General features: G+C 32.0%; 10 protein-coding genes and 2 pseudogenes. 10 read left to right on the forward strand and 2 right to left on the reverse strand.

Translation table 11 applies throughout. The annotated features are described in order from the left end of the window. Positions 1-572: 572 nt before the first annotated feature. The 9 genes and pseudogenes from ACSG5Z_RS04870 to ACSG5Z_RS04910 all read left to right on the forward strand — a co-directional run. A pseudogene (locus ACSG5Z_RS04870) lies at positions 573-850 on the forward strand (IS4 family transposase); the annotation flags it as partial. Positions 851-1,021: 171 nt separating this feature from the next. After that, a complete protein-coding gene (locus tag ACSG5Z_RS04875) occupies positions 1,022-2,692 on the forward strand; it encodes a M4 family metallopeptidase (protein WP_435710814.1) in 1,671 nt (556 codons plus the stop codon). Positions 2,693-3,322: 630 nt separating this feature from the next. Further along, positions 3,323-4,522 (forward strand): FAD/NAD(P)-binding oxidoreductase, encoded by a 1,200-nt coding sequence (locus ACSG5Z_RS04880; protein WP_327960893.1) that lies wholly within the window; start codon positions 3,323-3,325, stop codon positions 4,520-4,522. Positions 4,523-4,588: 66 nt separating this feature from the next. After that, positions 4,589-6,025, forward strand: coding sequence for an MBL fold metallo-hydrolase (locus tag ACSG5Z_RS04885; protein WP_435710816.1), 1,437 nt, complete (start codon positions 4,589-4,591; stop codon positions 6,023-6,025). Between the two features lie 115 nt (positions 6,026-6,140). After that, positions 6,141-6,404, forward strand: a pseudogene (locus ACSG5Z_RS04890) (metallophosphoesterase); the annotation flags it as partial. Between the two features lie 207 nt (positions 6,405-6,611). Beyond that, on the forward strand, positions 6,612-6,863 hold the full coding sequence (locus ACSG5Z_RS04895; RefSeq protein WP_000548621.1) for a hypothetical protein: 252 nt from the start codon (positions 6,612-6,614) through the stop codon (positions 6,861-6,863). Between the two features lie 177 nt (positions 6,864-7,040). Then, positions 7,041-7,766: an ABC transporter ATP-binding protein gene (locus ACSG5Z_RS04900; protein WP_048546950.1), complete on the forward strand. Its 726-nt coding sequence runs from the start codon at positions 7,041-7,043 to the stop codon at positions 7,764-7,766. Then, positions 7,763-8,782, forward strand: a complete 1,020-nt coding sequence (locus ACSG5Z_RS04905) for an ABC transporter permease (RefSeq protein WP_435710822.1) — start codon at positions 7,763-7,765, stop codon at positions 8,780-8,782. Before ACSG5Z_RS04900 ends, ACSG5Z_RS04905 begins: the two co-directional genes overlap by 4 nt. Before the next feature lie 24 nt (positions 8,783-8,806). Beyond that, complete coding sequence (locus ACSG5Z_RS04910; RefSeq protein ID WP_060488911.1) at positions 8,807-9,460, forward strand: TetR/AcrR family transcriptional regulator; 654 nt, start codon at positions 8,807-8,809, stop codon at positions 9,458-9,460. A 199-nt stretch (positions 9,461-9,659) separates the two neighbouring features. Here the strand turns inward: ACSG5Z_RS04910 and ACSG5Z_RS04915 are convergent, their stop codons facing one another. Both ACSG5Z_RS04915 and ACSG5Z_RS04920 read right to left on the reverse strand, forming a co-directional pair. Further along, positions 9,660-9,959, reverse strand: coding sequence for a WGxxGxxG family protein (locus ACSG5Z_RS04915; protein ID WP_435710824.1), 300 nt, complete (start codon positions 9,957-9,959; stop codon positions 9,660-9,662). Positions 9,960-10,131: 172 nt separating this feature from the next. After that, positions 10,132-10,647: a DUF3231 family protein gene (locus ACSG5Z_RS04920; protein WP_000538613.1), complete on the reverse strand. Its 516-nt coding sequence runs from the start codon at positions 10,645-10,647 to the stop codon at positions 10,132-10,134. Positions 10,648-11,112: 465 nt separating this feature from the next. Between ACSG5Z_RS04920 and ACSG5Z_RS04925 the strand changes: the two genes are divergently transcribed. Further along, positions 11,113-12,081, forward strand: coding sequence for a YbgA family protein (locus ACSG5Z_RS04925; RefSeq protein WP_087986147.1), 969 nt, complete (start codon positions 11,113-11,115; stop codon positions 12,079-12,081). Positions 12,082-12,268: the final 187 nt, after the last annotated feature.

A 12,268-nucleotide genomic window follows, 5' to 3' on the forward strand; every position in this document is an offset into this window, starting at 1 on the left:
TGGTCTCGCAGGAGATTAGGGAGAAGAGAAACTTCTTTGAAAGGTCAGGTTATTTTTTAGTTAATGAAGTATGCATTGGTATCTTGCTATTAGATATGCAATAGGCATATTTTGTTTATTTTAATCTCCTCTATGATAATATATAATCTGTATATTTATATTAAACGAATAATAGGGATGATTAATGAAGAAACAGTCTCAATATATGTATCATTTAATTATTAGCATAATATCACTTTTAGCTATACTATTTTTGTTTTTTGGAAACTATAAAAGTACTATTTTTAAGTACTCACTTATCTCTATATGTTTAATTAATATGATAATAAATCTCCTTTCTTATTATAAAAAAAGAAATAATTAGTTCTCCATAAAATTAAAAAAAACGCTGTTCTTTCTTTAAATCATAGGAAAGGATGGCGTTTTTTGTGTCTGTTTCTGTGTTTGACGAATTACAACTATCTGCTCAAGAAATTCAAGGTTTTTTTCTCTAAATGCCTTACGGAATCTTGCTAGAGATGTTGATTTTGTTCAACGAACCAGTAAATACCAAGCAAAAGATTTAATTGCTTTATGTGTATGGACAACTGACAACCATCTTACTTTTTTCTTCTATCATGTTTCAAATATGGCAATTACTTCTTATTTAAAAAGAAACGAGAACTGAGTGAATATAAGGCCATATATATGATTAAAGATTATTTTCTTCTTCTTTTCCAAGCTATACAGAAAGATACCCAAGAGCTATCAAAGATTCTAATTCGCCAGTTCAGCCTCCTACAGCAAAACGGGCGAAAAATCTCATCGACACGAAAAGAAAATAGCCTCTACTCTAATTGATGTTGTATGAGCATAGCTTGATAGCGATGGGTTAGTACCCTTATAAGTAATTTATATCTTAATAAATTAATAAATTAATAATATGCAATTATTCATATTTATACAAAAAAACCAAAAATAATTGTATATTAAATTTTGCAATTATATCTTTTAAATTACTCATATTGAAGGGGGAAAACGAATGAAAAAAACGGTTATTACATTGCTTGCTGCGGGAACAATGTTAGGTGCTCCTTTTTCAACTGCGTTTGCAGAAGAACAAGTCTCTCAACAAGAAGCAATGGATAAAATGGAGGTACTACAAAAAAATTGGAATGAGGAACAAGGAAGTCCATCATTTCTTTCAGGTGATTTATCTGATAAAAAGGTAGAGACTCAAAAAGCGGTAAAAGAGTTTCTTGAAGAAAATAAAGAATTATTTAAAATAAATCCACAAAAAGATTTAACACTTAAAGAAGTGAAATCAGATGATTTAGGTATGAAACATTATGTTTATACACGATCTATAAATAAAATACCTGTTGACGGTGCACAATTTATTGTACATACAGATAAAGAGGGGAAAGTAACAACGGTCAATGGAGATGTCCATCCAGCTGCAGAGGAGAGTTTAAAGGGGAATACAAAAGCAAAGATTACAAAGGAAACAGCACTTTCAAATGCTTGGAAACATATTAAACTTACAAAAATTGATACGCTAGTAAAAATGGACGGGAATGCATTAGATCAGATAAAAGAAAACTTAGAGTCTACTAATGAAACAGCAGATTTAGTTGTATATGAAAAAGATGGAACATACTATTTAACGTTTAAAGTGAAACTACAATTTATTAAACCTTATGGTGCTAACTGGCACATCTATGTTAATGCGGAAGATGGAACAATTGTAGATTCATATAATGCAGTTACAGATGCAGATAGTGCTCATAAAGGCTACGGATATGGGGTATTAGGTGATAAAAAAGAATTGAATACAACTTTTAGTAGTGTAAAGGGAAAATACTACTTAAAAGACATAACAAAACCTATGAATGGTGGCTACATTGAAACATTTACAGTTAATCATAGTGATGAAGATTATCCAATAAATTATCGTCTATTTGATGAGGATAATGCTTGGACAAGTAAAGATCAAGGGCCAGCAGTTGATGCCCATTATCATGCAGGAAAAGTCTATGATTATTATAAAAACGTTCATAATCGTAATAGTATTGATGGAAAAGGTAAAACAATTCGCTCGGCTGTGAATTATGGAGTTAACGTAAATAACGCATTTTGGAATGGCCAGCAAATGATATATGGGGATGGAGATGGTCGCAGATTTATTCCGCTTTCTGGTTCTCTTGATGTTGTGGCACATGAATTAACTCATGCTGTTACAGAGTATTCTGCTGATCTTCGTTACGTAAATCAATCAGGTGCATTAAATGAATCTTTCTCTGATGTTTTTGGCTATTTTGTTGATCCTACCAATTGGGATGTAGGAGATGCTGTGTTTACACCTGGTGTTTCTGGGGACGCACTGCGAAGCTTATCAAATCCTGAGAAATATGGACAGCCTGCTCATATGAGAAACTATCAATATCTTCCAGAAACTGAAGAAGGAGATAATGGTGGAGTGCATATAAATAGCGGTATTCCGAATAAGGCTGGATATCTGACAATTAATTCTATTGGTAAAGAAAAGGCAGAAAAAATCTATTATCGTGCGTTAACAACATATTTGACTCCAACTAGCGACTTTAAACAAGCTCGTACTGCTTTATTACAATCTGCGGCTGATTATGATGGTTATGATAGTGTAACGTATAAAGCTATAGAAAATGCTTGGAATCAGGTCGGTGTAAAATAATTTAATTTAGTTACTATAGGCTAAGAATTATAGCAATTAAAACTAAAAAAAGAAAAGAACACACTTGTATAATGCAAAAAGGTGTGTTCTTTTTCGTTGTTTTTTGTATTGTTTAAGAACTAGAGTCCAAATTTGGTTATTTTTAAAATTAATCAATACAGTAATACTTATGCATTTATTATATTTAAAAGAGCTATTTCATTGAAAATAATAGATAATTCTACTTTACTAATAAGGTTTACTTCTCCTTTTTCAACATCAGCATATATTATCTTTGGTAACCTCAATAATTTCACTCAATTGAATATGAGTCGGAGCTAATTCCCATGTAATTAGTAATTCTTTCACATGAATACCTAGCGCGTTATAAAAACCTCCCGTATTTAACTAACAATTCCTCTATCTGATTAAATAAAAGTAAGATTGAATAAAGGCTAAGATTGAAAAATATAAAAGATGGAAGTAGCATAGGGGATTTACGCATAAAGTAAAATTGATGGTAAAGTTAACAAAATTTTCATTTAAGTCAGATAAAAAGGTGGTGTTTTTAACTTATAATAATGTTAATACAATGAAAATACGGCTGCGAATTAGTTGTTTTAAAAATCAAATTTAGATGGGAAGAGGATAATGAAGACCAGAGATAGTTATAAAATTATTGTAATTGGTGCTGGGACTGCAGGAATATCTTCTACTGCACATTTGTTACGAAATGTACCCCTATTGAAAGAAGATATAGCAATTATTGATCCATCAAAAAAACATTATTTCCAACCACTATGGAGTTTAGTGGGGGGAGGAATTGTTTCAAAGGAAAGTACGATGCGTGATCAAGAAGTGCTTATTCCAAAAGGTGCAACGTGGATTCCTAAAAGTGTCGTTAAGTTGTTTCCGAAAGAGAATAAGTTACTTTTAGATGATGGATTGCTGCTTGAGTATGAAATTCTTATTGTAGCAGCCGGTATACAAATAAATTGGGATGGTATTAAAGGCTTGAAGGAGTCTATTGGGACTAATGGGGTTTGTAGCAATTACTCTTATAAATATGTTGATTCTACTTGGAGAGAAATTGAAAAATTTAAAGGAGGAAATGCAGTTTTTACCCACCCAAACACTCCTATTAAATGCGGTGGTGCTCCACAAAAGATTATGTATTTAGCAGAAGAGTATTTTTCTAATAGCGGTGTAAGAAACAAAAGTGAAGTAATGTTTTATACGGCGAACGCTAATATATTTCAGGTTCCACGTTATGCTAATACATTAGAACAAGTACTAGAAAGAAAGCAAATTATAACGAATTATAATAAAAACTTAGTAGAAATTATTGCCGAAAAAAGAGAAGCAATTTTTGAAGATACGCAAACACTGAAAAGAGAAACTGTACCATACAGTATGATCCATGTTGTTCCACCAATGGGGCCACCTAATTTTATTAAAGAGAGTGAGATAAGTGATTCTCAGGGGTGGGTAGAAATAAGCCCTTATACTTTGCAGCATGTACAGTATAAGAATATTTTCGGACTTGGAGATTGTACCAATTTACCCACCTCTAAAACTGGAGCGGCAATTCGAAAACAAATACCTGTCTTAAAACAAAATATTATGGACGTACTTAACGGAAGAGACTTGCATGCTAAATATGATGGATATACATCCTGTCCGATTGTTACAGGTTATAAAAGTCTTATACTCGCTGAATTTAACTATGAACATGAGCCTCAAGAAACATTTCCGTTTAATCAAGCGAAAGAACGATATAGTATGTTTTTACTTAAAAGATATATGTTGCCCTATATGTATTGGAATTTTATGTTGAAAGGGATGCTATAGGAGAAGATAGAAAGCAGTTATAAAAATTGAAAAGTAATTTGAAATAACTATTTGGAGGGAATAGCTATGCTTTTAAAATATTTTTATGATGAAAAATTAGCACATGCTTCCTATTTGGTCGGTTGTCAGAAGGAAGGCGTAGCAATTGTAATTGATCCAGGTCGCTATATAGAACAATATATAGAATTTGCTAAGAAAGAGGGAATGGAAGTAATTGCTGCGGCTGAAACTCACATTCATGCAGATTTTCTTTCTGGGTCTAGAGAACTTTCTAATCTTTATCATGCAAAGTTATATGTATCTGATGAAGGAAATTGTGATTGGAAATATCAATATTTTAACGAAGGTCGATACAAATTGGTTAGAGAGGGCACAGAGTTTAAAATAGGTCATATAAAATTTAATGTAATTCACACCCCAGGGCATACGCCTGAAAGTATTTCTTTTTTAGTAACTGATACAAGTCAAAATAATTATACGAATGATAAGCCAATGGGAATATTCACAGGTGATTTTATATTTGTAGGAGATATAGGAAGACCGGATTTATTAGAAACTGCTGTAGGTATGAAAAATACTGCAAAAATAGGAGCGAAACAATTATTTAATTCTATACAAAAAATAAAAATACTCCCTGATTATTTGCAAATATGGCCATCACATGGTGCAGGAAGCGCATGTGGAAAAGCATTAGGAGCAATTCCAACTTCTACATTAGGTTATGAAAAGATGTTCAATTGGGCATTTCAGTGTAATGAAGAAAGTGATTTTGTATCGACTTTATTGAGGGGACAGCCAGAGCCTCCAAAGTATTTTTCATTAATGAAGAATTTAAATAAGTCTGGTCCTCCAATTCGTAAGAAGAGAGAAGTTATTGCTATTGATACAGTAGAAAAACTTCAAGAAGTTATGACAAGCGTTCAGCAAATAGTTGATATAAGGGATGTAGAGAGTTTTGCTTCTGGTCACATCGAGAAATCAATTAACATACCTTATAACAATTCCTTTACAACTTGGTGTGGATGGTTACTAGATTATAAAACAGAAACTTTAATCATTCTAGATGAGGAAAAGGTTAGAGTGGAGGAAGTTATTAGAGACTTTGAATCTATTGGGCTAGATAATATTATTGCTTTTGTACCTGTAAAGGTAATACAAAGATTTAATAGATTAGAAAGTTACAAAGAAGACACATCAATCGAATTATATCCGCATATAAAAGGTGGAAGTGTTAAGGTAATCGACGTGCGTAGTAAAAAAGAGTGGGAGGAAGGACATCTTCATGATGCAATACATATCCCTTTAGGAAATCTATTTAAGCAGCTAGATTGTATACCAAAAGATTGCCCAATAGTTTTACAATGTCGAACCGGATTGCGTTCCGCTATAGCAGCTAGTATTTTACAAAGAGCAGGTATAAAGGAAGTAGTGAATTTAAAGGGAGGATTTCTTGCATGGAAAAAAGAAGGGCTTCCTTATATAACATGTAATCGCAATGTGTAGGGAAATAATTTTTATTAATTTATCCGATAAGGAAAATTGCGGATTACATAGGAGTATATCTATATATAGAAGCAATACAGTTAGATAGTGGATTAAAATAGGAGAAATAGATGATTTATTCTATAGACCTGAATTTATTCAGAATTATGCTGATGAGCAAATAGATATAGTTTTATCAGGACACGCTAATGGTGGACAATTTAGGTTACCATTTATCAGCAAATTAGTGGCTCCAAATCAAGGTGTTTTACCTAAATATACAACCAGTTTATATGAAAAACAAAATACGTCTATGGTAGTAAGTATAGGATTAGGCAATAGTATCATTCCGCAAAGAATTTTTAATAGGCCAGAACTTGTAGTCGTACAGTTAAATTGAACTGTACGACTTTTTGTACAGAAAAAATAGGCCATATGCATTTTATACAAGTTAACATTACAGTTTTGTTAAAAATTTTCTACGTTACATAAAGTAACAAAATTTGACCCGGAGAGTTTGTTATAGTGTAAATAATCAAAAAATTAAAAATTAGTCGAGTGAAAAGTGTGATAAGCAATTCAGTAAAAAACTTAAAGGGGTGTACACATGCATAAAGAATATGAAATTGAAGAGTATACGGCGATTGAGGAACAAATACATTATTATTGTAAATGTTTATTAGTAAGTCATCCTGATCAAATTATAAAGTATTTAGAAAAAAGGTTAGAAAAATATGCAGAAACATTACAATATGCACATTTATATCCTGATACAGTTATTTTACCGTTACAGCAATTAGTTATCGAATATTCTTTAGATGTTGCTAGAATTAGAAAATATATGAATTTAAAAACGTAAAATGAAATATATAATTTAAATGAAGCAGAGTCGACTTTAAGAAATGAAATTCTAATGTCGACTCTGTTTCATTGTTTAAGATTGAAAATACATACTAATCAATGAAGTTTGACATATAATTACGCAAGAGTAAAATGAAAGTGAGTACTCACTCATTTTGAAAAGGGGGAAGAATACATGCAGCAACCTGCTATTATTTTACGAACCGTGTCAAAAAGTTTTTGGAAAAAAGAAGTTTTACACAATCTTTCATTGCAAGTTGAAAAAGCAGAGATATTTGGTTTAGTTGGGCCTTCAGGTTCAGGGAAAACGACTCTTATTAAATTGATTGCAGGTATTAATGAGGCAACGAAAGGTGAAGTGCTTGTATACAACACGAACATGCCTAATTTAAATGAAATGAAAAGAATTGGTTATATGGCTCAGGCTGATGCATTATATGAAGAACTATCAGCATATGAAAATGCAGATTTTATTGCAACGATGTATGGATTAAAAGGAAAACATAAAAAAGAAAGAATCGAAGAGGTTTTTGACCTTGTACAATTATCAAAACATATAAGACAGCAAGTGCAGCATTTTTCAGGTGGGATGAAGAAGCGTTTATCATTAGCGATAGCACTCCTTCATGAACCTGAAATATTAATTTTAGATGAGCCAACAGTGGGGATAGATCCACTTCTTAGAAAAACAATCTGGGAAAAATTTTATGATTTGAAAAAGAAAGGCACAACTATTATTGTAACGACGCACATTATGGATGAAGCTGAGTTTTGTGAGCGTTTAGGGTTGATTAGAGAAGGAAAGCTAGTTGCGACTGGAACACCTGAAGAATTGAAAAAACGGGTATCATCAGGACGGATTGAAGATGTCTTTTTGTTGGAAGAGGTGGCCCTATCATGAGAGTTACTGGTGTAATCATTCGTATTATTCGCCAATTTTTTCGAGATAAACGTTCGTTAGCGATGATGTTTGGGGCACCAATGTTATTACTTTGGTTATTGTCTCTAGTGTTTACACAAAAAGACTATGTACCGCATATTGCTGTAGTTGATGTGCCTGCTCCTATTGTAAAAACAATGAAAACTCAAGAAGCCTCAATTTATGAATACGGCAAAGAGAAAGCAATTTCAGAGTTAGAACAGCAAAAGGTAGATGCAGTAATTTATTTAGAGAATGGGAAAATGAATGTTTTATTAGAAGGAAGTGATTCATCAAAAAATCGTGCTGTACTTCAAGTTTTACAAAAGAGTTCAGAAAAGAATGATGTATCAGTTATGAAGCCTGAAGTAAATTACTTACATGGCTCTAAAGACTTTACAATGTTTGATGGGCTTGGCCCCGTATTGATTGGTTTCTTTACATTTTTCTTTGTATTTATATTATCTGGAGTTTCCTTTGTTAGAGAACGTTTAAGTGGTACATTAGAGAGGTTATTGTCCACTCCAGTGAGAAGATGGGAAATAGTTGTAGGATATATTATTGGTTTTGGAATCTTTGCATTTATACAATCAATTATAATCGTGAATTTTTCAGTTTATATTTTAGACTTGTATGTAGCTGGCTCCATATGGCTAACGCTACTTATTACATGTATGCTTTCTTTAACAGCACTAACTTTAGGGACATTTTTATCAGCATACGCAAATAATGAATTTCAAATGATTCAATTTATACCGTTTGTCATTGTGCCACAAATTTTCTTTTCTGGGTTGTTTCCAATTGAATCTATGAATAAGTGGCTACAAATGTTAGGGAAATTATTTCCGCTCACATATGGAGCTGACGCAATGAGACAAGTGATGATTCGAAATCAAGGATTTAAAGAGATTGCGTTAGATCTAACTGTATTACTACTTTTTTCTCTATTATTTGCAATAGGGAATGTATTTGCATTAAAGAAACATCGGAAAATATAATGATGATACAAAGGGGCATTATAGATGAAGAAGGATTGGTTGGATGAATTAATTGCCGCAACTAATACGGATAAACGAAATGAACGTCAAATGCGTATTTTAGAGGCAGCTGTTGATATGTTTGGAGAAAAAGGATATGCATCAACTTCTACAAGTGAAATTGCAAAGCGTGCTGGTGTAGCGGAAGGAACAATCTTCCGCTACTATAAAACGAAAAAAGATTTATTGTTAGCAGTTGTCATGCCAACATTAACAAAGTTTGCTGCACCATTTTTCGTACAAGCCTTTGCAAAGGAAATATTTAAATCGAAGTATGAATCATATGAGGGACTTTTACGAGTTGTCATTCATAATAGATTTGAATTTGCTCAAAAGCACTTTCCTATGATTAAAATATTAATTCAAGAAGTACCATTTCAACCAGAGCTAAAAAATGAAATACAACAATTAGTAGAAACGGAACTGTTTTCACATTTCAAAAAGTTGATTGTGAAGTTTCAAGATAAAGGAGAAATTATTGAGATACCACCATCTTCTGTATTACGTCTTACTTTATCAGCTGTATTAGGTTTACTATTAACACGATTTTTATTATTGCCTGAAGAAAAATGGGATGATGAAGTGGAAATTGAAAATACGATTCAATTTATATTGTATGGATTAACGCCACGAATCTAACTATAACAATATTTTAGGGGTTTGATTTTTGGTATTTAAATAAATGTAATTTAATATGTTTAATCATAAGTAAAAATATGTTGATGTGTGAATTACATATACTATTTTTAAGCAAATAATAAATCGCCTTTAAAAAGGCGATTTATATTCATTATACAATTTTGATAAATAAGTACTTGTTTACGAAAAACATTCTAAATTAACGTACTTCTTTGTCTCTTCTTCTAAGACCTAATAATCCTGCTAGACCTAATAAACCCAGCCAAGCCCAATTATTATTTCTATCACGATTATTATTTAAATCATTTGTCGTATTTACATTTCGAGTTCTCACATCATTATTAACTCTGTTCAAGTTATTGTCATTAACTCGAGTTGACATATCAGTGTTATTAACTCTATTCATATGATTTCCATCGTATTCAGCTTGGGCAGATGTGCCTAAAAACATAATAGATAGTGCTAAAACACTTAAAATAGATGACAATTTTTTCTTCATAAATTTCCCCTCCTTTCTTATGTATTAATTTCTCCATTGCTTTTGTACATTATTCGTATCACAGTATCTAAATCATAAAGTTAAAATTATTAGAACTATCTTTAATCTCCATTATTAAAAGGACAGGTAAATACAACGAAGCGGTTAATAAAAGTTAACCGCTTACGCCATGTTAAGCTTGATCAGATTGAAGAACATGTAAAGGAGGAGGAATAATCCAGCCTTTTTTCTTATTTAACCGTAGTAAAGTAGCACCTGCTTGTGCCTTTTTCATATGGAATTGTCCAAACATCATTCCTACGTCTTCTCGAAGTGATTGTCCCATCGCTTGGCTACATGCTACTAGTCCAGCAGCAAGATCCATAGAAACTTTAGCTGCAATTTCTGCGTCATTAATACGAGCACCAGGAGGGATTGTTTCAATAGATGCAACTGGACGCTCTGGAGGTGCTGGTGGTAATGCCACACCGTTTGATTTTAACAAGTTTTTTAGTTCTTCAACTTCTGATTGGATATCATTTTCTATAAGATTTTCTAAAAACTTTTTTAAGTCCTCGTCTCCAGTATGATTGACAAGAACTTGGTAACCAGCAATTGCACCTTGTGCCCCTGCAAGATAACTCCAAATTGCAAAGACTTCTCCGTAATGCATTGGTTCATTTTGGGGATTACCACTTAATACTCCCATTTTAATATGCCTCCTTAAACTGAATGGATTTTTTGAAATGTTTTTTACCAAAGAAAAAATGCTTCTGAAAATGTTCCGTAATAAAGAAAGTAGGTTTCTAAAATTCATTTGGAACACCCTAACTACAAGTAATACTTTCTCAGTCTATAATGTACAAATATAAAGAATATATTCCAAATAACTTGGGATTAAAATTCGTATTAAGACTTATTTTAATTTAAATGTAAAGAGGAGAGGAAAGAATCTGTAACTATGCTAGTAAAGATGGATTGTGTTTAGACAAAAATGTATTAACAAGTTTGTACAAGAACTTGTTAATACATATACGAAATAGATTTGAATTGTAGTTGATATAGCATTAAATTTATAGTTATTATAAAAATAATCAATATAAACAGACTTTGCTTAAGATACTAATATCAGTACAATTTATATTGTATGGATTGATACCATGGAGGTAATGAAATGCGGCAATTTGCAAAACCAACAATAGTTGTAAGTAAATGTTTAGAATTTGATGCCTGTCGTTATAATGCAGAGATGATACCAGATGTAACAATACGAAATTTGCAGCCATTTGTTACATTTATACCTGTTTGTCCAGAAGTCGAGATCGGATTGGGGACTCCTCGTGAAACGATACGAATTGTAGAAGAAAATGGTGTGAATAGGCTTGTACAACCGTCGACACGAGAAGATGTAACTGAAAAAATGGAGCAATTTTCATATGTCTTTTTACAAACGATATCTGATGTGGATGGTTTTATTTTAAAGAATCGTTCGCCGAGTTGTGGTACGCGTGATGTGAAAATTTATTCTGGTTTTGAAAAAGCACCAGCAAAAGGAAAGGGATCTGGCTTATTTGGCGGAGCAGTAATAAAAAATTTTTCGCATCTTCCAATTGAAGAAGAGGGTAGATTGTCGAATTTTATTATTAGAGAACATTTCTTTACAAGGCTGTTTACAATCGCGCATTACAAAATGATTAAACATACTAAAAACATAAAAGAACTCGTATCATTTCAATCAGACTATAAGTATTTATTTATGGCATATAATCAGGTAAAACAAAAGGAATTGGGGCGTATTATTGCAAATCAAAAAAATGAAACGATTGAAGTGGTATTTGAAAACTATGAGAAGACTTTATATGAATTATTTATGCGCACACCCCGCTATACATCGAATGTAAATGTATGTGAGCATATTTTTGGATATTTTAAAACTAAGCTGAAAAAACAAGAAAAAGATCATTTTTTAGATTTGATACAAAAGTATATAGAAAAGAAAGTCCCGCTTAGTAGCTTACTTGCAATTTTAAAATCATGGGCCATTCGATTTGACGAAAAGTATTTATTAAGACAAACATATTTTGAACCTTACCCTGAAGCTTTAGTAGAAATTTCTGATTCGGGAAAAGGTAGAGATTATTAAACAATAAATTACATAATTCGACAAAAAAACTCCTATGTTGTTGTAGAACAATGTAGGAATTTTTTTGTGCATTAGTACAGAATCTGTTTTAAAATTAAGTTATGACAGAATTATAGCAATTATCTAACTAATATTCGTGTCTTTTAATTCGTAATGTTTGTAGTAGAAACTCGCACGCTGTCGAAAC

Origin of the sequence: Bacillus pretiosus (genome assembly GCF_051294775.1) — a bacterium.
Classification (GTDB): domain Bacteria; phylum Bacillota; class Bacilli; order Bacillales; family Bacillaceae_G; genus Bacillus_A; species Bacillus_A wiedmannii.